The 22975-nt window shown below is 71.7% G+C and carries 22 protein-coding genes; 10 read left to right on the top strand and 12 right to left on the bottom strand.

Annotation, left to right across the window (positions count from 1 at the left end; translation table 11 throughout):
• The first annotated feature begins 193 nt into the window (after positions 1–193).
• The 3 genes from ACI2K4_RS18310 to ACI2K4_RS18320 all read left to right on the top strand — a co-directional run bounded on the left by ACI2K4_RS18310 (position 194) and on the right by ACI2K4_RS18320 (position 3313).
• A complete protein-coding gene (locus ACI2K4_RS18310) occupies positions 194–421 on the top strand; it encodes a helix-turn-helix domain-containing protein (RefSeq protein WP_007462679.1) in 228 nt (75 codons plus the stop codon).
• Positions 422–466: 45 nt separating this feature from the next.
• On the top strand, positions 467–1231 hold the full coding sequence (locus ACI2K4_RS18315; RefSeq protein WP_404512986.1) for an enoyl-CoA hydratase/isomerase family protein: 765 nt from the start codon (positions 467–469) through the stop codon (positions 1229–1231).
• A gap of 129 nt (positions 1232–1360) precedes the next feature.
• Positions 1361–3313 (top strand): ABC transporter ATP-binding protein, encoded by a 1953-nt coding sequence (locus ACI2K4_RS18320; protein ID WP_404512987.1) that lies wholly within the window; start codon positions 1361–1363, stop codon positions 3311–3313.
• Here the strand turns inward: ACI2K4_RS18320 and mug are convergent.
• The 7 genes from mug to ACI2K4_RS18355 form a co-directional block, all read right to left on the bottom strand.
• Positions 3247–3978 (bottom strand): G/U mismatch-specific DNA glycosylase, encoded by a 732-nt coding sequence (gene mug / locus ACI2K4_RS18325; protein WP_404512777.1) that lies wholly within the window; start codon positions 3976–3978, stop codon positions 3247–3249. The genes ACI2K4_RS18320 and mug overlap by 67 nt on opposite strands.
• A 1-nt stretch (position 3979) precedes the next feature.
• Positions 3980–4741 (bottom strand): SDR family oxidoreductase, encoded by a 762-nt coding sequence (locus tag ACI2K4_RS18330; RefSeq protein WP_404512779.1) that lies wholly within the window; start codon positions 4739–4741, stop codon positions 3980–3982.
• An 86-nt stretch (positions 4742–4827) separates the two neighbouring features.
• Positions 4828–5298, bottom strand: coding sequence for a hypothetical protein (locus tag ACI2K4_RS18335; protein WP_404512781.1), 471 nt, complete (start codon positions 5296–5298; stop codon positions 4828–4830).
• A complete protein-coding gene (locus tag ACI2K4_RS18340; RefSeq protein ID WP_404512783.1) occupies positions 5295–6116 on the bottom strand; it encodes a DUF692 domain-containing protein in 822 nt (273 codons plus the stop codon). Before ACI2K4_RS18340 ends, ACI2K4_RS18335 begins: the two co-directional genes overlap by 4 nt.
• Positions 6113–7024, bottom strand: a complete 912-nt coding sequence (locus tag ACI2K4_RS18345) for a TIGR04222 domain-containing membrane protein (protein ID WP_404512785.1) — start codon at positions 7022–7024, stop codon at positions 6113–6115. Before ACI2K4_RS18345 ends, ACI2K4_RS18340 begins: the two co-directional genes overlap by 4 nt.
• Before the next feature lie 37 nt (positions 7025–7061).
• Positions 7062–7958, bottom strand: a complete 897-nt coding sequence (locus ACI2K4_RS18350) for a TIGR04222 domain-containing membrane protein (protein ID WP_404512787.1) — start codon at positions 7956–7958, stop codon at positions 7062–7064.
• 40 nt (positions 7959–7998) lie between these two features.
• Positions 7999–8592 carry a TetR/AcrR family transcriptional regulator gene (locus tag ACI2K4_RS18355; protein WP_404512789.1) on the bottom strand — a complete coding sequence of 198 codons (594 nt, stop codon included), beginning with the start codon at positions 8590–8592 and terminating at the stop codon, positions 7999–8001.
• 78 nt (positions 8593–8670) lie between these two features.
• Here ACI2K4_RS18355 and ACI2K4_RS18360 point away from each other — a divergent pair, with 78 nt between their 5' ends.
• The 3 genes from ACI2K4_RS18360 to ACI2K4_RS18370 all read left to right on the top strand — a co-directional run bounded on the left by ACI2K4_RS18360 (position 8671) and on the right by ACI2K4_RS18370 (position 11366).
• On the top strand, positions 8671–9531 hold the full coding sequence (locus ACI2K4_RS18360) for a carbon-nitrogen hydrolase family protein (protein ID WP_404512791.1): 861 nt from the start codon (positions 8671–8673) through the stop codon (positions 9529–9531).
• A gap of 80 nt (positions 9532–9611) precedes the next feature.
• Complete coding sequence (locus ACI2K4_RS18365; protein WP_404512793.1) at positions 9612–10256, top strand: HAD family hydrolase; 645 nt, start codon at positions 9612–9614, stop codon at positions 10254–10256.
• A 174-nt stretch (positions 10257–10430) separates the two neighbouring features.
• Complete coding sequence (locus ACI2K4_RS18370) at positions 10431–11366, top strand: serine protein kinase RIO (RefSeq protein WP_404512795.1); 936 nt, start codon at positions 10431–10433, stop codon at positions 11364–11366.
• 97 nt (positions 11367–11463) lie between these two features.
• On the opposite strand, the gene ACI2K4_RS18375 is transcribed toward ACI2K4_RS18370, so the two are convergent.
• Complete coding sequence (locus ACI2K4_RS18375; protein ID WP_404512797.1) at positions 11464–11709, bottom strand: DUF2630 family protein; 246 nt, start codon at positions 11707–11709, stop codon at positions 11464–11466.
• 181 nt (positions 11710–11890) lie between these two features.
• Between ACI2K4_RS18375 and ACI2K4_RS18380 the strand changes: the two genes are divergently transcribed.
• Positions 11891–14107 carry a transglycosylase domain-containing protein gene (locus ACI2K4_RS18380; protein WP_404512799.1) on the top strand — a complete coding sequence of 739 codons (2217 nt, stop codon included), beginning with the start codon at positions 11891–11893 and terminating at the stop codon, positions 14105–14107.
• Positions 14108–14174: 67 nt separating this feature from the next.
• On the opposite strand, the gene ACI2K4_RS18385 is transcribed toward ACI2K4_RS18380, so the two are convergent.
• Together ACI2K4_RS18385 and ACI2K4_RS18390 are read right to left on the bottom strand one after the other, a co-directional pair.
• Complete coding sequence (locus ACI2K4_RS18385; protein ID WP_404512801.1) at positions 14175–14504, bottom strand: hypothetical protein; 330 nt, start codon at positions 14502–14504, stop codon at positions 14175–14177.
• 111 nt (positions 14505–14615) lie between these two features.
• Entirely contained in the window at positions 14616–15635 is a 1020-nt protein-coding gene (locus ACI2K4_RS18390; RefSeq protein WP_404512803.1) for an RICIN domain-containing protein, read from the bottom strand.
• 449 nt (positions 15636–16084) lie between these two features.
• Between ACI2K4_RS18390 and ACI2K4_RS18395 the strand changes: the two genes are divergently transcribed.
• The 3 genes from ACI2K4_RS18395 (at position 16085) to ACI2K4_RS18405 (ending at position 20880) form a co-directional block, all read left to right on the top strand.
• The gene (locus ACI2K4_RS18395) at positions 16085–17761 is read left to right on the top strand and encodes a pectate lyase (protein WP_404512805.1); all 1677 of its coding nucleotides are present in this window, start codon (positions 16085–16087) and stop codon (positions 17759–17761) included.
• Positions 17762–17765: 4 nt separating this feature from the next.
• A complete protein-coding gene (locus tag ACI2K4_RS18400; RefSeq protein WP_404512807.1) occupies positions 17766–19403 on the top strand; it encodes a pectate lyase in 1638 nt (545 codons plus the stop codon).
• Positions 19404–19554: 151 nt separating this feature from the next.
• Complete coding sequence (locus ACI2K4_RS18405; RefSeq protein WP_404512809.1) at positions 19555–20880, top strand: cytochrome P450; 1326 nt, start codon at positions 19555–19557, stop codon at positions 20878–20880.
• 51 nt (positions 20881–20931) lie between these two features.
• Here ACI2K4_RS18405 and ACI2K4_RS18410 read toward each other — a convergent pair whose 3' ends face one another.
• Entirely contained in the window at positions 20932–22206 is a 1275-nt protein-coding gene (locus ACI2K4_RS18410; RefSeq protein ID WP_404512811.1) for an alpha/beta hydrolase family protein, read from the bottom strand.
• A gap of 92 nt (positions 22207–22298) precedes the next feature.
• Positions 22299–22880: a dihydrofolate reductase family protein gene (locus ACI2K4_RS18415; RefSeq protein WP_404512813.1), complete on the bottom strand. Its 582-nt coding sequence runs from the start codon at positions 22878–22880 to the stop codon at positions 22299–22301.
• Between the last annotated feature and the right edge of the window lie 95 nt (positions 22881–22975).

Below are 22975 nucleotides of genomic sequence, written 5' to 3' on the forward strand. Positions count from 1 at the left end.
TCCGGACATACACCGAAACCAACATCCTGCCCCTGATGAGGGCTTTCCCTCAGCGCGCAATCGCTGAATCGGGAAATTGACACTGCTGTGCGTGTCGGTTGGCGAAGAGTTGATATCTGGCGCATGATCGTTCGAGGCGGTCTAATAGGTGGGACCGTATCGAACCGCACAGTCTGGGACGTGAGGAATCAACATGGCAGCCACCGGCACAGCCACCAGCACTGAGAAGGGTCGCCGGATCGTCGGAGCCGAGCGTCAGACGCTCGCCAAGGACTTGGTCAAGCGGTACACGTCCGGCGAGAGCATCCGCGCCCTGGCGGCCTCGACCGGCCGTTCCTATGGGTTCATCCACCGGGTGCTCACGGAGTCCGGCGTTCAGTTGCGCCAGCGCGGCGGAGCTCGCCGTCGGAAGAAGGCGTGACCCGCTTCTCAGCCTGGCCCGCGCCCCTCGCAGTGGGGACCGATGGTGACCGCTGACGGCGGGGTGCGGCTCGTTTGCGACGGGCCGGTGGCGACGGTGACGTTGTGCCGGCCCGACGTGCTCAACGCGCAGACGCCCGCGATGTGGCGGGCCATGCGCGACTTCGCTCGTGACCTGCCCGGCGACGTGCGCGTGGTGGTCGTACGCGGCGAGGGTCGGGCGTTCTCGGCCGGCCTCGACCGAGCCGTCGCCGGTGCCGGCGGGCCGGACTCGTTCGCCGAGTTGGCGGCGTTGCCGGCCGACCAGGCAGACGACCGGATCGCCGGCTTCCAGGCGGCCTTCACCTGGCTGCACCGCCCCGACCTGATCTCCGTGGCCGTCGTGCAGGGGCACGCGATCGGTGCTGGCTTCCAGCTCGCGCTCGCCTGTGACCTGCGGGTGCTCGCCGACGACGCGAGTCTGGCGATGGCCGAGGTGACGCTCGGGCTGGTCCCGGACCTGGCCGGGACGAAGCGCCTGGTCGACCTGGTCGGTTACGCGCGTGCGCTGGAGATCTGCGTGACCGGCCGACGGCTGGACGCGACCGAGGCGCAGCGGATGGGGCTCGCCACCGTGGTCGTACCCCGGGGCGACCTGGACGGCGCGGTGGCCGACCTGACGGCGGCGGTACTGGCCGGGGACCGCAACGCGGTGATCGAGATCAAGGCGCTGCTGGCCGGCGCCGCCGGGCGTTCGCCGGTGGAGCAGCAACGGGCAGAACGTGAGGCCCAGATGCGACGTATAGGCGATCTGACGGGGCGCGGCGAATAAATAAGGAAATTGTAAGGAGTCGTCGGGAAGAGATAACTTACCTCTCGGGTTGACTTAAGGGTCGTGGAGAATCGGATCGGACCGCTCCGGCGACAATTAGCGACACGGAGGTGACGGGTGTCGAACCCGATGGCGGGCGGCGGCATGGGCGGGTGGAGCACACTGCGCTCGATGCGGAGCCGGGACGAGGTCCGGAGCCATCAGCTCAGTCGGGGAGCCACCCGCAGGATCGTCGCCTTCGCCCGGCCGTACCGGCGGGACATCCTGGTCTTCCTGGTGACCGTGGTCCTCGCCGCCGTGATCGGCGTCGCCACGCCGGTGCTGGCCGGCGACGTGATCAACACGATCACCGCGGGCGGTTCGGAGGCGGGTGGGGCGGTCGTCCGGCTGGCGCTGTTCATCGCCGGGCTCGCCGTGGTCGACGCGCTGTTCTCGCTGGTGCAGCGGTGGTACTCGGCCCGGATCGGCGAGGGCATCATCCTCGACCTGCGCACCCGGGTCTACGACCACGTCCAGCGGATGCCGTTGCAGTTCTTCACCCGTACCCAGACCGGTGCGCTGGTCAGTCGGCTCAACAACGACGTGCAGGGCGCCCAGCGGGCGTTCACCTCGACCCTCTCCGGCGTGGTCAGCAACATCATCCAACTGGTGCTCACCGCCGTCGTGATGTTCACCCTCTCCTGGCAGATCACCGTGCTCTCGCTGCTGCTCCTGCCGATCTTCGTCATCCCGGCCCGCCGGGTGGGCAAGCGGCTGGCCGAGATCACCCGGGAGGCGTACAACCTCGACGCCCGGATGAACGCCACCATGACCGAGCGGTTCGGCGTCTCCGGCGCGCTGCTGGTCAAGCTCTTCGGCAAGCCCGAGGTCGAGGCCGGCCGGTTCGCCGAACGGGCCGAGCGGGTACGCGACATCGGGGTGCAGACCGCCATGTACTCCCGCACCTTCTTCGTGGCGATGCTCCTCGTCGCCTCGCTGGCCCAGGCGCTCACCTACGGCCTCGGCGGCTGGCTCGCGGTCAACGGCTCGGTCAGCGCCGGTACGGTCGTCACCCTCGCCCTGCTGCTCACCCGCCTCTACGGCCCGCTGACCGCGCTCTCCAACGTCCGGGTCGACGTGATGAGCGCACTGGTCTCCTTCGACCGGGTCTTCGAGGTGCTCGACCTGAAGCCGGCGATCGAGGAGAAGCCGGACGCGGTGGCCATCCCGAGCGGTTCCGGCCGGCTGGAGTTCCGCGACGTACGGTTCCGCTACCCCAGCGCCGCCGAGGTCTCCCTCGCCTCGCTGGAGGAGGTCGCCGCGCTCGACCGTACGGTCTCCGAGCCGGTGCTGCGCGGGGTCTCCTTCACCGTCGAGCCGGGCCAGATGGTGGCGCTGGTCGGGCCCTCCGGTGCCGGCAAGTCCACCACCTCGATGCTGGTCTCCCGGGTCTACGACGTGACCGACGGCGCCGTACGCGTCGGCGGCGTCGACGTCCGGGACGCCACCTTCGACTCGCTGCGCGACGAGATCGGTGTGGTCACCCAGGACTCCCACCTGTTCCACGAGACGATCGCCGAGAACCTCCGGTACGCCAAGCCGGACGCGACCGACGACGAACTCTGGGCGGCGTTGCGCGGTGCCCAGGTGGAGGAACTCGTCCGGGCCCTGCCCGAGGGGCTCGACACCCTGGTCGGCGAGCGTGGTTACCGCTTCTCCGGCGGCGAGAAACAACGGATCGCGATCGCCCGGCTGCTGCTCAAGGCACCGTCCATCGTCATCCTCGACGAGGCCACCGCGCACCTCGACTCCGAGTCCGAGGCGGCGGTGCAGCGCGCGCTGGCGGTGGCGCTGACCGGGCGTACCGCGCTGGTGATCGCGCACCGGCTCTCCACCGTGCGCGACGCCGACCAGATCCTGGTGCTCGACCACGGCCGGATCGTCGAGCGGGGTCGGCACGAGGAACTGGTCGCGGTCGGCGGGCTCTACGCCGAGCTGTACCGCACCCAGTTCGCGGTCGCCGACTCGCCGAAGCCCTACCTGGACGTGGTCGGGCCGGAACCGGTGACCACCGTGGCCCGGCGCGAGTACGACCCGGAGTGAGCCTCGTCGGTCGGGCGCGACGGTCGCGCCCGTACCACCGCGCGTAGCTCGGCGAAGGTCTCGGCCAGCCGGTCCGGGGTGTAGTGGGCGTTGAGCCCGCTCGGGTTCGGCAGCACCCAGAGCCCGGCCCCGGCCAGCCCCTCCGGCTGCGGTCCGAGCGCGGCACCGCGTCGTTCGAACGCGACCCGGTAGGCGGTCACCCCGACCACCGCCACCCAGGCCGGTCGGTGGCGCCGGACCTTCGCCCGCAGCCGGCGCGCACCCTCGACGAGTTCGGCCGGGGTGAGTTCGTCGGCCCGGGCGGTGGCCCGCTCCACCAGGTCGGTCACGCCGAGCCCGCAGGCGAGCAACTCCTCCTGGTCGGTCGGGCCCAACAGTCGCGGCGTGAAGCCGCTGCGGTGCAGCGCCGGCCAGAACCGGTTGCCCGGACGGCCGAAGTGCCGACCGATCGCCGCCGAGTAGAGCCCCGGGTTGATGCCGCAGAAGAGCACGTCCAGTCCGGGCGCGATCAGGTCGGGGATGGTCCGCCCGTACGCGAGCGCCAGCTCGGCCCGGGTCGGTCGACTCGACCCGGGCTTCTGCGTGGCCGGCTCCGCTGCCGGCAGTCCGTCCACCTCGGCGGCGAGCCGGTTGACCGGGCCGACGGTCCTCGGGCGCGGTGGCACGTCAGATCCCGCGCAGGGCGCCACCGTCGACCGGGATGGTCACCCCGGTCAGGTAACTCGCGGCGGGGGAGAGGGCGAACGCGGCGACCCGACCGAACTCGGCGGGCTCGCCCAGCCGGCGCATCGGGATCGCCGACTCCACGTCCGCCCTGGCCCGTACCGGGTCGTCGCTGGCGGCGAAGATCTGGCGGTTCCGGTCGGTCATGATCCGCCCCGGAAGCAGGCTGACAAAACGTACGCCGCGCGGGCCGAACTCGTCCGACATCTCCTTTGCCACGGCGGCCAGTCCGGGGCGCAGCCCGTTCGAGATGCCCAGGTTGGTGATCGGCACCCGGACCGAGCTGGAGAGCACCAGGCCGATCGCGCCGCCGTCGGGCAGCACCCCGGCGACCGTACGGATGGCGCGGACGGTGCCGAGGAAGACCGTCTCGAACGACTCCCGCCACTGCTCGTCGGTCACCGCGTGGGCGGTGCCGATCGGTGGGCCGCCGACCGAGATCAGGGCGCCGTCGACCCGGCCGAAGTGCTCGTGGGCCGCGTCGACCAGGCGCTGCGCGATGTCCGGGTCGGCCAGCGTCGCGGCCAGCCCGGTCGCGTGCGCGGCCCCGCCCAGCCGTTCGACGGCCGAGGCCACCCGGTCGGCGTCCCGGGCGGCGATCACCACCCGCGCGCCCTCCGCCACCAGTTGCTCGGCGGTGGCGAGGCCGAGTCCGTTCGAGGCACCGGTCAGCAGGTACACCCGGTCAGCGAGTCCCAGATCCATGTCCATGATCCTGCCGTACCGGCGACCGTGGCTGCCACCCGTGTCCGTCGCCCCCGACCGCCCCGGACCGTCCGGGCCGGGCGCCGCTACCCGCGCCGGCCGGGGCGCAGCAGGCGGACCCGGCCGGCCACCTGGAGCACCAGCGCGCCGCCGGCCCGACCCAGCGCCGGTACACGCCGACGGGCGGGCGCCGAGGCGCCGTCGTAGCGCCAGCTCGCCTCCCGTACGGCCAACTCCTCGGCCGCCGCGGGCGCCAGCCGACCGTCGGCCGCCAACTCCCGGCCCAGGTCCCAGCCGTCCCGCAGCGAGCCGTTGGTCGGCCGGGCGGCGGCCCAGGCGTGGAAGGTCGGCCGCCACCCGGCACCGAGTGAGGTGACGAGCATCGGCCAGTGGCGGGCCACGTCGCCGGCCCGCTTGTTCAGCAGCGCGACCCGGGCCACGCCGACCAGCCGGCGGTCGAACCCGTCCGGCACCGAGGCGCCGGAGACCAGGGTCGCCACCAGTTCCGCCTGCCGGGCGGCGAGCCGCTCCCGACCGGTCGGCCCGTCGGCGCTCACGTGACGGCCGGGTAGCCGGAGGCGGCGGCGATCGCGTCGAGTTCGTCGCGCAACACCTGCGCCGGCGGGTAGTGGCCGTCCCGTTCGAGCAGGAGCGCCGGTGGCCGGTGCCGGGCGCAGAGTTCGCCGACCAGGTCGAGCACCGGGGCGGGGACCGGGTCGGTGTGCGTGTCGTGGTAGATGCCGTCGTGCTCGGCCCCACCCGCGACGTGCACGTACGCGACCCGGTCCAGCGGCAGCCGGTCGAGCAGGTCGACCGGGTCGGTGCCCCGGTTGCGGGCGTTGGCGTAGACGTTCGCGACGTCGAGCAGGAGCAGCGCGCCGGTCCGGTCGAGGATCTCGGTGAGGAAGTCCCCCTCGTCCAACTCGTCGTCCGGCCAGTCGAAGAGCGCGGCGATCGGTTCGAGCGCGAGCGGCACCGGCAACTCGGCCTGGGTCCGGCCGATGTTCTCCACCAGCGCGTCCACCGCGTCGCGGGTACGCGGCACCGGCAGCAGGTGACCGGCCTCGACCCCACCGGCCCGGACGAAGGCGATGTGCTCGCTGACCAGGGGGGCGCCGAGCAGTTCGGCGACCCGGGCGAGGTGCGTCACCCGGGCCGGCTCGACCGGTTCGGCGCCACCGAGGGAGAGCCGTACGCCGTGCGGTACGACCGCCGCCCCGCGCTGGCGCAGGGCGGTCAGCGCCTCCGGAGCCGGTCCGGTGGCACCGACCGTCTCGGCGACGACCTCGACAAAGCGGAGTCCGGGCAGTTCGGCGACAAAACCGGAGATCTCCGGTCGCCAACCGATGCCGACGCCGTACGCGGGCAGGCTCATCCGCCGCAGCCTCCGCCGCAACCGCCGCCCCCGCAACCTCCGCCGCCCCCGTCGCCACCGCTGCCGCCACCACCGTCGGAGCCGCCGCCGCTGTTGCCGCCACTGGCGAGATTGCGCTGCACCTCGGCCTGGTCGGCGAAACCGGGGTCGAGGCTGTAGAGGGCGGCACCGCCGAAGAGCGCGACGCCCATCGCGGCGCTGGTGGCGCCGTAGGTGTCGTAGGCCGGGGAGGAGGAGGGGTTGAGGTGGGTGTGCTGGCCGCGCAGCGACCGTACGGCGCCGCGCGCCGCCCGGGTCTGCTTCGGCACCTTGAACAGCAGCACCAGCGTGATCACGGAGAGCACGGCGAGCACCAGGACGAGGAAGAGCACCGCCTTGTCACCGGCGATCCCGGCGACGAGCCGGACCGCACCGAGCGCGAGCAGGCCGAGCAGGAGCAGCGGGAAGAAACGGGCCGCCCGGCGCTGTTCGGTGGTCGGCGTCAGCCCGTCGTGTTCGAGCTGCCGCCGCAGGTCCTGCAGGGCGGACCGCACCCAGTGGTTGGTGGCCAGGTTACGGGGGCGGATCCGCTGCCCGGCCGCGTTGTAGACGGCCTGGTCGAGTGGGGTGGCTCCGGTCGGCATCGGGCCGGAGGTGGTCAGGGAGTGGCCGGGGGTGGTGTCGATCGAACCCGCGGCGCGCAGCCCACCGAGTGCGGCGTAGATGGCGAGCTGCTCCCCGCCGTTGAGGTAGGCGGCCTGCTCCGGCGTCAGTTGACGCGACGCCAACTCCCGCCGGCCGGCGAAGACGACGGAGCGTTGCACCACGGCCGCGAGGATCAACAGACCGGCGGCGGCCAGGTACAGGAAGAGGAAGGTCGGCCCCGAGATCCCCCAGGTATCCGCAGGTGCCGCGGCATCGATCAGCATGCGCCCATTGTGGAACAGCATCGCCACCACCCGCGTCTCAGCTCCCGCCGCCGCCCCCGCAACCGCTGCCGCCCCCGCAGCCACCGCTCCCGCTGTCGCCGGTGGTGTGGTCGCCGTACGAGTGGGAGGGGCTGGCGGAGCCGGCGTCGCCGGTCGGACCGGAGTACGCCGACCGGCGCTCGTCGTCGGCCTCCCGTGCCATCTCGGGGTCGAGCGTCGAGATGACCCCGACGCCGTACAGCGCGACGGCCATCGCGACCGCGTCCGGGTCCTGCTCGCGCAGGTCCGGTCGGGCCGCCGGGGCGAGCTTGCGGTTGGCGCGCCGGAGTTGGACGAGGATGGCGCTGGCGGTCAGGCTGCGGCGGGGGATGCGGGCGATCAGCGCCAGGTACGCCGCCCCGACCAGGGCCAGCGCCAGCCAGAGGTAGCCGACCGGTGCGCCCTGGCCGATCCCGATGCCCAGCCGGGCGGCACCGACCGCCAGCAGGACCAGCATCAGCCAGGCGCCGCCACGGGCGGACCGGCGTACCTCCCGGCCGAGTAGCAGGCCGGCTCGTTCCAGCCCCTGCCGCAGTTCCACCACGGCGCCCTGGACCGCCGGGTCGGCCCGCAGCCACTGCTGGGACAGGCCGGTGCCGGCTGCGGCGTACACCGCCTGGTCGAGCCGGCTCGCGCCCGGCGGCAGGGGGCCGGTGACGGTGAGCCGTCGGTCGGCGGTCACCCCGACGGCGTCGACCCGGCGCAGGGCCGCCAGGGCGGAGTAGACCGCCAGCCGCTCGCCGCTGTCGAGGTAGCCGGCCTGGGCCGGGGTGATCTCGTCCAGCCGCAGCTCGGAGGGTTGGTCCAGGACGCGTCGCCGGTGTACCAGCGCGCCGACGAAGACGATCGCGGCGGTGCCGAGGTAGTACCAGATGAAGAGAGGGACGTGCCGCATCGGGGGCTTCTCCTCGCCGTGTCGGGGAGATCAGGGCTCCCTAGTGTGCGGCACCGCCGCCCGCGGGTCGACGTACCGCCTCCTCGACCAGGTCCAGCACGGGGCCGAGGTCGCCGGCCGGTCGTCCCATGGCCAGGTGCAGCACCAACCCGTCGTACGCCAGCTCGAGGAACTGGGCCAGCCCGTCGATCGGTACGTCGTCGCGCAGCACCCCGGCGTCGCGCTGCCGGACCAGCCGGTCCCGGGTGGCCGTGGCGATCGCGGCCGAGCGTTCGGCCCAGCGCTTGGCGAACTCCGGGTCGGTACGCAGCCGGCGGGACACCTCGAGCTGGCTGCCCAGCCAGCCGGCGGTCTCCGGGGAACTGGCGCTGGCCAGCAGGTCCCGCATCACCTGGACCAGACCGTTGCGGGCCACGGTGGAGACCATCGCCACCGCGTCGTCCTCGGCGACGGCGAGGAAAAGCGAGTCCTTGTCCCGGAAGTGGTGGAAGATCGCGCCACGGGAGAGGCCGGTTGCTTCTTCCAGGCGGCGGACTGTGGCACCCTCGTATCCGTACCTGGCGAAACAGGCCCGCGCCGCCGCGAGGATCTCGTGGCGGCGAGCGTCGAGCTGGTCCTGGCTCACTCTGGGCACGTCTCGATCGTGTCAGGTACCGCCGGCCATTGCAAACCGTACGTACGGCTTGCTTACGGGACGGATAGGCTCCCGGTCGTGACCACCCCCGACGCGCCGCCCGGCCCGCTGACGGTCGCCGCGGTCCAGGCCGAGCCCGTACCGGGCGATCTGCCCGGCAACACGACCACCGCCGCCCGACTGGTGCGCCAGGCCGCCGACGAGGGCGCGACGCTGGTCGTGCTCCCGGAGCTGTTCCTGCCCGCGTACCATCCGCCCGCCCTGCGGGCCGACCCGGCCGGGACCGACCTGGCCGCCGACGACGGCGGCCGGATCGACGACCCCCGGCTGGAGCCGCTGCGGGCCGCCGCCCGCGACCGGCGGGTCGTCGTGGTCGTCGGTGCCTCGGTACGGCACACCGACCACCGCCGCACCTGTTCGTCGGTGGTGCTCGACCGCACCGGTACGGCCCACGCCGCGTACCAGAAGCAGCACCTCTGGGGGCCGGACGAGCCCGAGCTGTTCACACCCGGCGAGCGGGGCGCGACCCTGCTGGTCGACGGCTGGCGGCTCGGCCTCGGGGTCTGTTACGACGGCTGCTTCCCGGAACACGCCCGCGCCGCCGCCGCCGACCGGGTCCACGGTTACCTCTGCCCGAGCGGCTACCTGACCGGCTCCGAGCACCGGCGTGACCTCTACTACGCCGCCCGCGCGCTGGACAACACCATGTACGTCGCCTTCGCCAACTCGGTCGGCGGCAGCGACCCGTGGCGGTTCAACGGCGGTGCCGCGCTGTACGACCCGGAGGGCCGTCCGCTGGTACGGGCCGACGACGACGGTGAGGCGGTTGTCGTCGCGGTGTTCGATCCGGTGGAACTGGTCCGGGTCCGGTCGACCCACCGGATGCTCGCCGACCGCCGACCCGATCTGGGCGGCGAACGCGCCCTGCTCACCGCCTGATTCGCCGCACAGCAAATGGGGAAGGGCTGTTAACACGTGGGGTCTGTTGTCGGACGCCCCGGTTCCCGTAGGGTGCGCGAGTGCCACTGCTGCTCCTCGACCTGGACAACACCCTGCTCGACCGGGCGGGACCGTTCCGCGCCTGGGGGCAGCGTTTCCTGGCCGAAATCGGGGCGCCCGAGACGGACATCGACTGGCTGCTCTCCATCGACGCGGACGGCCTGACCGACCGGTGGGACGTGGCGGACGCCATCCGCGACCGTTACCGGTTGCGTACGCCGTCGATCGACCTGGTCGAGTCGTTGCACGACGGGGTGGTGGAGCACACCCGGCTCGATCCGCTGATCGCCTGCGCGTTACGGATCGCCGACGACGCGGGCTGGGTGCCGGTGGTGGTGAGCAACGGCGCCGTACGCCAGCAGGACGCGATCATCCGGCGGACCGGACTCGACCGGTACGTGGCCGACTGGGTCATCTCCGAGGAGGCCGGCGTCAGCAAGCCGAACCCGCGCATCTTCGTGCTCGCCGCCCAGCGGGTGCGGATGCAGTTACGCGGCTCGTGGGTGGTCGGCGACAGCCCCGAGGCCGACATCGGCGGCGCCGCGGCGGTCGGCCTGCCCAGCGTCTGGCTGCACCGGGGCCGGAGTTGGATGGAGTCGCGCTTCGCTCCCACCCGGACCGCCGACGGCCTGATCCCGGCCGTCTCCGCCGTCCTCGCCGGCTGACCGCCGGGCGCTGGTTATTCGGTTGACGGCCGCACCGTCGGCCGGTGAACATGTGCGGGTCGCGCCCGCGTACCCGGCACGTCCCGGGTCGAGAAGAGGAGGAGGTCGAGTCATGGCTGTCGTTGTCGTGCGCCCATACCCGCCTTCTTCCATCTCGATCGAGGGATTCCTACCTTGCGTGAGTACGACCAGGTCCCATCGGCGCGGGAGCGCCGCAACCGTCGCTTCGACGACGACGAACCACAGTTCCTGAAGCGGTCCCGGCATGCCACGCCGGCCGCGTTCGACACCAACGCCGACACCGACACGCCCGACACCGGCGACCGCTGGTCGAGCTGGGACCAGGCGGTGCACGGGCCGAAGCCGTATCCGGACTGGCTGGTCACCGAGCTGGCCGCGGTCGACCTCGAACTGGGCGTACTGAAGACCGGCAAGGAAGCCGACGTGCACCTGGTCCGGCGTCAGGTGCCGGGCAGCGACCGGTCCTGCCTGCTCGCGGCGAAGCGCTACCGGGACGCCGAGCACCGGCTCTTCCACCGCGACGCCGGTTACCTGGAGGGGCGCCGGGTGCGGCGGTCCCGGGAGAACCGGGCGATGGAGGGGCGTACCGCGTTCGGCCGGCAGATGATCGCCGGTCAGTGGGCCGCCGCCGAGTTCGACGCGCTGGTCCGGCTCTGGCAGGTGAGCCAGGAAGTGGGCAGTGTGGCGGTGCCGTACCCGGTCCAGTTGATCGGCACCGAGCTGATGCTGGAGTTCGTCGGCGACGCCGAGGAGGGGATGGCCGCGCCCCGGCTGGCCCAGGTGCGCCCGGAACCTGCCGAGCTGCGCGGTCTCTGGGACCAACTGCTGGACGCGCTGACCGTGCTGGCCCGGGCCGGGCTGGCACACGGGGACCTGTCGCCGTACAACCTGCTGGTGCACGAGGGGCGGTTGGTCCTGATCGACCTGCCACAGGTGGTCGACGTGGTGGCCAACCCGCAGGGACGGGAGTTCCTGGCCCGGGACGTACGGGTGGTGTCGAACTGGTTCGCCGCCCGGGGGCTGCCCGGCGGGTTGATCGACCCGGAGGGGCTGACCAGCCGACTGCTCGGGGAGGCGGGCGTACGTTGAACCGGCGCGGCCAGCGCCGGGTGGGCCGACCGGCCCGGCCCGGCGCTGCGCCGACCCGCCGCTGCGGCGCGGGCTGGACACGCCGCCTCGGCGACAGTTACTGGAGGTAGCTCTCCACCTCGTTCTTGCCGCGGTCGCCCACCGTCTCCGGGTCGTTGCCGGCGGTCCGGGCGGCGCGGCGGCGGCGGAGCAGGTCCCAGCACTGGTCCAGGGACTCCTCCAGGCTGCGGAGCCGGGCGCGCTCCTCGTCGGTGGTCTTGTGGTTGGCCTGTTCCTGGGCGCGGAGCTTGTGCTCCTCCTCGACCAGTTCGTTGATCCGGCTCAGAATCGTGCTGTCGTCCATGCGCAGAGCCTGTCACAGGCCCGGGTGCGCCGTCCGCGTTCCCCGCCCCGGGTGTGCTTTGCCACCGCTCGGGCGGGGTGTCCGGTTCGAAGCTGTACGGAACCTTGATAGCGGCCGTGACTTTGCTAACGATCGGTTACCGGCTGGTGATGCGCCATCGCGGCGCAGGCAATGTTGACCGGTGACGGACGATCGGACCCGATTTGGCAAGGTAGGACGGCTGCTGCTGTACGGCGTACTGGCCGGTGCGGTGCTCGCCGCCTCGGCACTGCCGGCCGGCGCGCTCGCCGGTGTTGTGTTCAAGGCGGCCAGCGGGGCGTACGAGGACCTGCCGGCGGACCTGCGGGTCCCGGCGACGGCGCAGCGCTCGTACCTGTACGCCAACGACGGCAAGACGCTGTTGACCACGTTCTACGACGAGAACCGGGTCGACGTCCCGATCACCGAGATCGCCACCAGCATGCAGCAGGCCATCGTCGCGGCCGAGGACACCCGGTTCTACGAGCACGGCGGGGTGGACCTGCGCGGCGTGGTGCGGGCGTTCGTGGCGAACTCGAAGAACGGCGGGGTCGAGCAGGGCGCCTCGACGCTGACCATGCAGTACGTGCGCAACGTGCTCAAGTCAGACCCGAATCTGACGCCCGAGCAGCGGGCCGCGGCCACCGCCGAGACCAAGGGCCGCAAGATCCAGGAGATGCGGTACGCGGTCGCCCTGGAGAAGAAGCTCTCCAAGCAGGAGATCCTGGACCGGTACCTGAACATCGCGTACTTCGGCGCGGGCGCGTACGGGATCGCCGCCGCCAGCCAGCGTTACTTCGGCAAGCCCGCGTCGACGCTGACCCTTGGCGAGGCGTCGCTGCTCGCCGGCCTGGTGCAGTCGCCCGACGCGGACAACCCGATCAGCGGCGACAAGCAGGCGGCGCTGGACCGGCGGTCGTACGTGCTGGGCGCGATGGCGAAGCTGAAGATGATCACCGACGACGAGGCGAAGCGGATCGCCGCCGAGCCGCTGGCCCTGCACCCGACCCAGGCGCCGAACGACTGCGGCGCGATGACCTCCGGGCACGGCGACTGGGGCTTCTTCTGCGACTACTTCCGGCAGTGGTGGAACGCCCAGCCGGCGTTCGGCGCGACCGTCGAGGAGCGGCAGCAGGCGCTGCGCCGGGGCGGCTACACCATCGTGACCTCGCTCGACCCGAAGATCCAGGCCGCCGCGTTGGCGCAGACCCTGACCGTGTACGGCTACGACAACAAGCGCGCGGTGCCGATGGCGGCGGTGCAGCCCGGTAGCGGACGGGTGTTGGCGCTGGCGGTGAACCGGCACTACAGCCTCGACGCCAACCCGAACGGCCAGCAGAACTACCCCAACACGGTGAACCAGTTGATCGCCGGTGGTGGCGCGATCGACGGTTACCAGGCCGGCTCGACGTTCAAGATGTTCACCATGCTCGCCGCGCTGGAGAACGGGCGCAGTCTGGACACCGGCTTCAACTCCCCGGCGCAGTTCCACAGCGACTATCCCGACCACGGGCCGAACAGCTGCGACGGCTTCTGGTGTCCGGAGAACGCCAACCCGGACTGGATGGACGGCTACCGGACCATGTGGACCGGCTTCGGCCGGTCGGTCAACACCTACTTCGTCTGGCTGGAGCAGCAGGTCGGCGCCGAGAAGGCGGTGGAGATGGCGCAGCGGCTGGGCATCCAGTTCCGGGCCGGGTCCGACGCCGACCGGGCCAAGGAGAGCGCCGAGGACTGGGGCGCCTTCACCCTGGGCGTCGCCTCGACCACCCCGCTCGACCTGGCCAACGCGTACGCGACGCTGGGGGCGGAGGGCGTCTACTGCAAGCCGTTGCCGGTCAACTCGATCACCGGCCCGGACGGCAAGGAGGTCGCCGGCATCGGGCCGAGCTGCAACCGGGTGCTGGACGCCGACATCGCCCACGCGGCGACCGACGCCGCCCGTTGCCCGGTCGGCCAGCAGTCGAGCTTCGGTGCCTGCGACGGCGGCACCGCGACCGGTGTCTCGGGCATCCTCGGTGGTCGGCCGGTCGCCGGCAAGACCGGTAGCTCGGAGGAGAACGCCACCGAGACGTTTGTCGGCTTCACCCCGGAGCTGGCCATGGCGGCGATCGCCGCCAACCCGGACGACCCCGGTGACTCGGTCGGCTCGGCGGTGGCGTCGAAGGTTGTCGACGCGGTCGCGCACGCCATGGCGACGGCCCTGAAGGGCAAGCCGAAGACGGAGTTTGTCCCGCCGAGCACCCTGATCGCGTACGGCGCCGACGGTCACCCGAACCAGCCGGCGAACCCGGACCGGTCGGCGAACCCGGACCAGGGCGAGGAGAACCCGCCGGCCGACCCGGACCAGCCGGTCGTCCCCGGGCGCCGCAACCGCTGACCGGTCGACGGCACGCGGAGGGCGGGCCGGGCGCGGTGAGGTCCGCGCCCGGCCCGCCGTTTCGGGGTCAGTTGGCGTAGAAGCTCTTGTACTGCCCGGCGCCGTACGTGCGCAGCGTGCCCACGCCGGTCGCCTGCCCGGTGCAGTCCGTGGTCCGGTAGAACGTGACGTTGTCGAAGCCGCTGTAACCGGCGTGGCTGTCCGCGGTCGCGGGCAGCGCCGCGCACTTGCCGGTCGGGGCCGGGACGTGCAGGACGGGCGTGGTGAAGGTTCCGCTGTAGAAGACGAGGCCGGAGTGCGGCGCCGCCGCCGCGGGCGCGGCCGCGACGCCGATCCCGCCGGCGACGATCGCCGACGCGATCACCGCGCGACCGATCCTGGCTGTCGTCCGGTTCATGAGCAACCTCCCGAGATATCGATGTACGACTCAGTGATGGTTGCCCGATTTAGTTGAAAGCGCAAGCACTTCGAGGTGAACTCCGTCCCCGCCCGTCCTCCCTCGGCGGGGTCAGTTCCAGGGGTTGGCCGGGCTGTCGTTGATCGCCACCCAGAACCGGCCGCCGACGGGGAGGTTGCCGTTGGCCCAGAAGGACCATCCGCCACCGTCGTGGAACTCCGCCATCCGCCAGCCGGCGCCGAAGTTCGTGGCACAGATCTGGTCCGCCCGGGCCAAGGAGGTCAGTTCGCTGCCGCGTACCGACGGGGTGAGCTTGACCTCGCCGTACGCCCAGGTGTGCATCCCGGCGACGGGTACGCCGGCCGGCGCCGGGCGTCCGTCGCGACGCAGGCAGAGGATGGGGACCGAGACGGTCGAGGGTGCGTCACCGAGGTACGGGTTGGTGATCGCGTTGGAGCCGACGTGCACCAGATCGGCCGTACGCTGTTCGAGGTTGGCCCAGGTCATGCCACTGTGCCCGGGGACCGGGGCGGTCGTGCCCAGCTCGACCCACGCGGTCCAGGTGATGTTCCACTGCTGGTACGGGCCGTCGTTGCAGGAGCGGTTGACGGCGATCCGTGACCCGCCGAAGTTCTTCGAGGGGTTGTCCAGGCAGACGCCGGTCGCCACGTTCCTGATCCGGATGCCGACCAGGCCCATCGCCGGCTGGTTGCCCGGCGCGGTGAAGTTGGTGACGTACCACTGCTGGTGGGTGCCGCCGTTGCAGGCGATGACGTACGCCCGGTCGCCGTTGGTGTCCAGGCACTCGGGCGTGGTCCGGGGCTGGACGAACTTCCGGTCGGCGGGGGCTCCCGGGACCGGCTCGAACCTCCAGTTGTTGAGCCATGCGTTCTCGTCGCACAGGCTGGGTAGCACCTCGTCGAAGTTGGCCTGCAGGCAGCGCTGCTGGGCCTGGTTGACGATGGTGGTCTGCGGCTGGTCGGCGAGCGCGGTGCCGGGTGCGACCAGGAGTGCGGCGGCGGCGAGCAGGCAGCCGGCCAGGAGTCGGCTGACGAGCGGTTTCACATGTTCCTCCAGTGAGGTGCGGACGGTGGTGCTGGTCGCCGACGGGACGGGCGCGGGACCGTCCATGATCGACAACCCGTCGAAGTAAAGCAGCGTCGACCGGTTCGGGCCCTCGTTCTACTGGACGTACGTCCAGCCAAATAGGTCGAGTGCGTGGACCGCGTTCGTCCGGTATGGACGGTCTCGTCGGGCGTCAGTGCATCGACATCACTCATTGACAGGGTGGAAATAAGTTTCTATGGTGGGCCACACAGGAAAGCGCTTTCCTCAGGATCTTACCGAGCAAAGGGCGACGTTCCCCCGGCGTCGGCCCCGTACCGCATCGCGCCTGTCAGCCACCTCGCGCAGCCCCGTACCGCATCAGTCGTGACCCGCCCGGCGCGGACCCGCCGCCGACCCGGTGGCCGGCTCCGGCCTGCCCGCAGCGCGCCCCGACGGCCGTCGACGGCCGCGTCCCGGGCGGGCCGACGGCTGGCGCCCCGCGCCGGGCGGCCCACCACCCGGAAGGCGGAACCGTGACCGCACCCACCCCCACCACCCCACCGACCCGAGCCCCACGCTGGTCCGCGCTGGCCGCGGCCGGACTGGCCGCCGCGCTCGCCGCCGCCCTGGTCGCCAGCACCGGCGCCGCGCAGGCGGCACCGCTGTTCGGCGACACCTTCGACGACGGCAACCACAACGGTTGGAGCGCCTCCGGCGGTTCCTGGAGCGTCGTCACCGACGGCAGCGGCGTGCTCCGCCAGGCCGGCACCGGCGCGGACGCGCGGGTCCGGGCCGGCACCGTGAGCTGGACCAACTACACGGTCACCGCCCGGGTGAAGCCCACCGCCTTCGGTGCCGGCGACCGGCTGGCCGGCGTCGTCGCCCGGGCGCAGGGCAGTAGCAGCTACTACTACCTGGGCGTACGCGGTGACGGCGCGGCCGTGCTCGGCAAGGCCGCCGCCGGCAGCCACACCATCCTGGCCAGCGCGGCGCTGCCGGTCACCGTCGGCACCTGGTACGCGCTCAGCCTCCAGGTCAGCGGCGGCACCCTGACCGGACGGGTCAACGGCGGCGCTGCGCTCACCGCCACCGACGGCCAGTTCGCCAACGGGCAGATCGGCCTCTTCGGCCGGTACGCCGCGGCGAACTTCGACGACGTGGCGGTCGAGTCCGGGCCACCCGGACCGACCCCGTCCACGCCGACGCCGACCACACCGGGACCGACGCCGGCCACCCCGACGCCGACCACACCCGCGCCGACCGGCACCCCGACCACCCCGGTCGCCGGGCCGGCGGACGGCTTCGCCAGCGTCAACGCGCTCGGTCAGAACGGCACCACCGGTGGTGCGGGCGGGCCGGTGGTCACCGCGTCCACCACGGCCCAGTTCCTCGACTACATCGCCCGCCCCGGCCCGTACGTCATCCAGGTGGTCGGCACGATCACCCTGCCCACCGGCACCAGCGACGGCATGCACAACGTCACCTCGGACAAGACGATCGTCGGCGTGGGCGCCACCGCCACCCTCTCCGGCGGCGGGCTCAACATCGGCCTGCCGGTCAGCGACACGGTCACCTCGCCGCCGCCGGACGCGGTGCACAACGTGATCATCCGTAACCTGCACCTGACCGGGGCGACCGACGACCTGCTGAACGTGCAGATGTTCAGCCACCACGTCTGGATCGACCACAACGAGTTCTCCAACGGCGACGACGGCGCGGTGGACATCAAGCGCGGCTCCGACTTCGTCACGGTCTCCTGGAACAACTTCCACGACCACGACAAGACCCTGCTGCTCTCGCACGACGAGGACGCCGGGGCGCAGGACATCGGCCGGCTGCGGGTCACCTACCACCACAACTACTTCAACCGCTCCGACCAGCGGCACCCCCGGGTGCGGTTCTCCAACCTCACCCACGTCTACAACAACTACTACTACGACAACAGCTACGGGGTCGCGTCCACGTACGACGCGGGCGTGCTGGTCGAGGGGAACTACTTCTACAGCGTCAACAACCCGGGACGGGTCGAGTTCAGCGGCGACCTGGGCCGGATCGTCGAGCGGGGCAACGTCCTGGTCGACTGCAACCACCCGATCGAGACCCGGGGCACGGTCACCGAGCCGAGCACGTACTACGGCTACCGGCTCGACCCCGCCGCCGACATCCCGACCATCGTCCCGGCCGGTGCCGGGGTGGGAAAGCTGGGCTGAGCCGATGAACCCGTACCGACGCCCCGTGCCGTACCCGACCGCGCTCGGCGGAGCGCTGCTCGCCCTCCTCCTGGTGGTCTCCGCGCTCGTCGTCACCGGCGGCTCGGCGCGCGCGGCCACCCTGTTCGGCGACAACTTCGACGACGGCGACGCCGCCGGCTGGAGCGCCTCCGGCGGTAGTTGGAGCGTCGCCACCGACGGCAGCGGTGTGCTGCGCCAGGCCGGCACCAGCGCCGACGCCCGGTCCCGGGCCGGCGCGACGAACTGGACCGACTACACCGTGCGGGCCCGGGTCAAGCCGACCGCGTTCAACGGCGCGAACCGGTTCGTCGCGCTCACCGCCCGGGTCCAGTCCGCCACCAGCTACTACTACCTCGCCCTGCGCGGCAACAACACGGTCGAACTCAAACGGCTGAGCAACGGTACGGCGACCACGCTGGCCAGCGCCGCCGTCACCGTCACCGCCGGCACCTGGTACGGGCTCAGCCTCCAGGTCAGCGGCAGCACGCTGACCGGGCGGGTGGAGAACGGCCCGGTGCTGACCGCCTCCGACAACCAGTACGCCGCCGGCCAGGTCGGGGTGGCCACCTTCTACGCCAGCGCCCACTTCGACGACGTGCTGGTGGAGACGACCGGCGGCCCGACCCCGACGCCCACCACCGCCGGGCCGACACCGACCACGCCCGGCCCCACCCCGACCACGCCCGCCCCCACGACACCGGCACCGACCACGCCGCCGCCGACCGGAAACCCCGTACCGGGGCAGCCGGACGGGTTTGCCAGCGTCAACGCGCTCGGCCAGAACGGCACCACCGGCGGGGCGGGCGGCCCGGTGGTGACCGCCACCAACGCCACCGACTTCCTGGACTACATCGACACCATCGGTCCGCTGGTGATCCGGGTGCAGGGAGTCATCCGGATCAGCAGCAAGCAGGGCGTACGTCCGAACAAGACGATCATCGGGGTCGGTGCCAACGCCGAGATCACCGGTGGCGGGCTGGACTTCTACCGGTCGTACAACGTGATCGTGCGCAACATCAACTTCACCAACGCGGAGGACGACGCGATCAACGTGGGGCAGGAGTCGCACCACGTCTGGATCGACCACAACCGGTTCGCCGGGGCGGTGGACGGCTCGGTCGACATCGTCCGGGGCGCCGACTACGTCACCGTCTCCTGGAACCACTTCGACCACTCCGACAAGAGCATGCTGATCAGCCACTCCGACGGGGCCGGCTCGACCGACATCGGCCATCTCAAGGTCAGCATCCACCACAACTTCTTCGACCACTCCCGGCAGCGCCATCCGAGGGTCCGCTTCGGTGAGCCGGTGCACGTCTACAACAACTACTTCCTCGGCAACGACCTGTACGCGGTCGCGTCCACCGAGAACGCGGGCGTGCTGGTGGAGGGGAACTACTTCGAGAACGTGCCGTTCCCGATCTACTCCGCCAGCGGGTACGCCGACAGCGGACCCGGCCGGGCGGTGCAGCGGAACAACATCTTCGTCAACTCCGGCGTACCGGAAACGACCGGCACGGTGGTCGAACCGAGCACGTACTACCCGTACCAGCTCGGCCCGGCCTCGGCCGTGCCGGCCGCCGTCACCGCAGGCGCAGGGGTCGGCCGAATCAGCGCCTGACCCACCGCTGCAATGAAAGGAAGGGCCCCTTATTAACGCTATGCGTTAATAAGGGGCCCTTCCTAACGTGTCTGGCGGCGACGGTGCCGGCGCTGCCGTCCGGCAGCGGGCTGGGGCGGGCGTGCCCGGGTCAGCCGGTTAACCTCGAACGGTGACAGGACAAGCCGCCACCAGCCAGCCGTCATCGCCGTTCGGACCCGACTTCGTTGCCGACCCGTACCCGACCTACGCGGCGCTGCGCGAGGCCGGCCCGGTGCACCAGATGACGCTCCCGGACGGGAGCACGGTCTGGCTGGTCACCCGCTACGCCGATGTCCGAGCGGCCCTCGCCGACCAGCGGCTCTCCCTGGACAAGGCGAACTCGGACGGCTCCTGGCGTGGTTTCTCGCTCCCTCCGGCACTGGACGCGAACCTGCTCAACATGGACCCGCCCAACCACACCCGGATCCGCCGGCTGATCAACCAGGCGTTCGGCCCGCACCGGATCGCCGGCCTGCGGCCCCGGGTGGAGGCCGCCGCCGAGGCGCTGCTCGACCGGATCGCCGACGACGGCCAGGCCGACCTGGTCGCCGATTTCGCCGGTCCGCTGCCGGTCACCGTCATCTGCGACCTGCTCGGGGTCCCGGAGGCGGATCGCGCGGCCCTGCGTGGTTGGACCGACGTGATGCTCAGCCCGCCCGCCGACGATCCCCGGGCCGGCGCCCGGGTCATCCTGCGGTTGCAGGAGTTCCTGGTCGGGCTGATCGCGGACAAGCGCCGGGAGCCCGGCGACGACCTGCTCTCCGCGATGATCGCCGCCCGCGACACCGAGGCGGACGTTAGCACCGAGGCGGCCGGTGGTAGCGGGGCGGCCGGTGGTAGCGGGGCGGCCGGTGGTAGCGGGGCGGCCGGAGGCACTGCGGCGAACGGTGGCAGCGGGGCGGCCGGTGGTAGCGACCGGCTCAGCGAGGACGAGCTGACCTCGCTCGCCTTCCTGGTGCTCTTCGCCGGCTACGAGAACTCGGTGCACCTGATCGGCACCGGCATCCTCGCCCTGCTACGTCACCCGGACCAGCTCGACGCGGTGCGTACGGCACCCGAACTGCCGGCGGCCGCGGTCGAGGAGCTGCTGCGTTACGAGCCGCCGGCACCGGTGGCCTTCCGCCGCTTCCCGCTCACCGAGGTCACCATCGGCGGGGTGCGCATCCCGGCCGGTGCCGCCGTCCTGGTCAACGTCGCCGCCGCGAACCGTGACCCGCTCCGGTTCGACCAGCCGGAGCTGCTCGATGTCAACCGGGCCGACAGTGGTCACCTGACCCTGGGGCACGGCATCCACTACTGCGTCGGCGCCCCGCTGGCCCGGCTCGAACTCCAGGTCGCGATCGGTGCCGTGGTCCGGCGTTTCCCGAAGCTCGCGCTCGCGGTCGACCCGGCCGAGCTGTCCTGGCGCCCGAGCTTCCGTACCCGTGGCCTACGCACCCTCCCGGTCACCTTCTGAACGTAAGGAAGGGCCCCTTGTTAACGCTATGCGTTAACAAGGGGCCCTTCCTTACGCGGGGATGTGGGTGATGTCGGGGTGAGCCGGGGAGGGGCGGTCCAGCAGCGGCTGTGGCCGGTGCCGCAGGTGCTGCTCGAAGAACGCGGTGACGTACGCCCGCAGCGACGACGTGATCCGGGTCGGGTCGACGGTGCCGATGCTGTCGGTGACGAGTCCGGGCGGCAGGTCGAAGGCCCGTTCGAGCTGGGGGATCAGGGCTGGGTAGTCGGTGAAGGTGAAGTGCTCACCGTGCGGGATGTAGAGGTCGCGTTGCCAGCCGGTGGAGTGCGCCCAGAACGCCGCCCAGTCCACCGCGTCCCGGTGGGTGTGCGGTACGCCGCCGCTGACCCCCGCGCCCATCAGCAGGAACGGCCGGTCGAGTCCGCGTACGGTCACCTCGCCCAGGTCCCCGGTGGAGAAGCTGTAGGCCATGCTGCCGTCCATGTTGATTCCCGCGTCGACGCGCCGGTCGACCAGCATCGTCTCGGCGGTGGTGAAGCCACCGGCGGAGTGGCCGAACATGCCGACCCGGGACAGGTCGAGCGCCCGGACGAGCCCGTCCGGTAGGCGGCGGGACTCCGCGTCCGGGTTGCGTCCGGCGGCGAGTTCGGCGAGCTGGTCGAGGACAAACCGGGTGTCCCCGACCCGGGTACGGATCAGCGCGTGGTTCAGCCCGGTCGGGTCGCCCTCGGGAAGGTGCTGCACCTCGATCCGGCCACCGGGGAACTCGACCTCGGGTGTCTCGTACGTGTGGTCGACGGTGACCACGACATACCCGCGACTGGCCAACTCCTCGACCAGGACCGTGCCGAGTGCTCGCGGCACACCGCCACCGGGGGAGAAGAGCACCACCGGGTGGCCCCCGGGACGGGTGCGTACCGGCGCGCCGGTACGGGCGTGGGTGTTGATGCCGGGCCAGTCGACCCGGCCGGGGGCGAGGCCGAGCTGGGCGTCGCCGCGTACGCCGAACCGTTGCGCCGCGCCGGCCGGGAGGTACGGCGTGACCGGCTGGCCACCGCCGGGCCGGGCCGGGTACCAGAGGCTCACCATCAGTTCACGGCGCCGCTCCGGTCGCCACGGATCGGCCCGGTGCTGGTCGACCAGGTGCAGTTCGGTGCTGCCGATCGGGTACGGCCCGGTGGGCCTGGGCAGGACCAGCCGCAGCGGCTCGGTGGCGGCGGGTTCCGGTGGACGGGCGAGCGCGGTGGCCGTCGGCACGTTGACGGCCGAGGCGACCAGGGCGAGGGTGAGCGCGCCGAGCAGGGCGCGCCGGGTGTGGGTGCTCATGCCGACAAGCCTGCGGGCGCCGGCCGCGCCGCACATCTGTCGAAGGGATCCGGGCGACACCGACGAAGGTGGCACCCGGATCCCGGCGGAGTTCAGTGGACGACGTCGTAGACGAGCTTGGTGATGCCGTTGGCGTACGTCTCGGACTCGACCAGCTTCAGCGACTGCTTCGCCTTGTCGGTCTCACTGAACATCCGCTTGCCGGCCCCGAGCAGCACCGGGAAGACCAGCAGGTGGTAGCGGTCGATCAGACCGGCGTCGCCGAGGTTGCGGGCGAGGGTGGCGCTGCCGTGGATGAAGATCGGCCCGCCGTCGGTCTCCTTGACCTTCCCGACGTCGTCGAGCGAGCGCAGGATCGTGGTGTCGCCCCAGTTGTCGACCAGGGCATCCTCGCCGAGGCTGGTCGACACGACGTACTTGGGGATCTCCTTGACCGAGGCGAAGTCCGCCATGTCCGGCCACACCGGGGAGAACGCCTGGTAGCTGGTCCGCCCGAACATCAGCGCGGTGGCCTCCGCCATCTCCCGTCCCTTGATCTCGTACGCCTCGGGACGGAACTCGATGTCCTTGTAGGTCCAGCCGCCGCTGCGGTGGGGCTCGGTCGCGGTGCCGCCGCCGGGGGAGTCGACGACGCCGTCCAGCGAGACGAAGGCGGTGTAGATCAACGTACGCATTCTCGATGTCCTATCCGTGATCCGAGTTGCCGCGAAAGGAAGGGCCCCTTGTTAACGCTATGCGTTAACAAGGGGCCCTTCCTAACACAGAACCC

This window comes from Micromonospora sp. NPDC050397 (assembly GCF_044901685.1).
GTDB lineage: Bacteria > Actinomycetota > Actinomycetes > Mycobacteriales > Micromonosporaceae > Micromonospora_G.

Excerpts from the sequence above, each read along its gene's own strand:
- ACI2K4_RS18310 (WP_007462679.1), top strand. The coding sequence starts at position 194 with ATGGCAGCCACCGGCACAGCCACCAGCACTGAGAAGGGTCGCCGGATC.
- ACI2K4_RS18320 (WP_404512987.1), top strand. The coding sequence starts at position 1,361 with ATGGCGGGCGGCGGCATGGGCGGGTGGAGCACACTGCGCTCGATGCGG.
- ACI2K4_RS18330 (WP_404512779.1), bottom strand. The coding sequence starts at position 4,741 with ATGGATCTGGGACTCGCTGACCGGGTGTACCTGCTGACCGGTGCCTCG.
- ACI2K4_RS18340 (WP_404512783.1), bottom strand. The coding sequence starts at position 6,116 with ATGAGCCTGCCCGCGTACGGCGTCGGCATCGGTTGGCGACCGGAGATC.
- ACI2K4_RS18345 (WP_404512785.1), bottom strand. The coding sequence starts at position 7,024 with ATGCTGATCGATGCCGCGGCACCTGCGGATACCTGGGGGATCTCGGGG.
- ACI2K4_RS18350 (WP_404512787.1), bottom strand. The coding sequence starts at position 7,958 with ATGCGGCACGTCCCTCTCTTCATCTGGTACTACCTCGGCACCGCCGCG.
- ACI2K4_RS18375 (WP_404512797.1), bottom strand. The coding sequence starts at position 11,709 with ATGGACGACAGCACGATTCTGAGCCGGATCAACGAACTGGTCGAGGAG.
- ACI2K4_RS18385 (WP_404512801.1), bottom strand. The coding sequence starts at position 14,504 with ATGAACCGGACGACAGCCAGGATCGGTCGCGCGGTGATCGCGTCGGCG.
- ACI2K4_RS18390 (WP_404512803.1), bottom strand. The coding sequence starts at position 15,635 with ATGGACGGTCCCGCGCCCGTCCCGTCGGCGACCAGCACCACCGTCCGC.
- ACI2K4_RS18400 (WP_404512807.1), top strand. The coding sequence starts at position 17,766 with ATGAACCCGTACCGACGCCCCGTGCCGTACCCGACCGCGCTCGGCGGA.
- ACI2K4_RS18410 (WP_404512811.1), bottom strand. The coding sequence starts at position 22,206 with ATGAGCACCCACACCCGGCGCGCCCTGCTCGGCGCGCTCACCCTCGCC.
- ACI2K4_RS18415 (WP_404512813.1), bottom strand. The coding sequence starts at position 22,880 with ATGCGTACGTTGATCTACACCGCCTTCGTCTCGCTGGACGGCGTCGTC.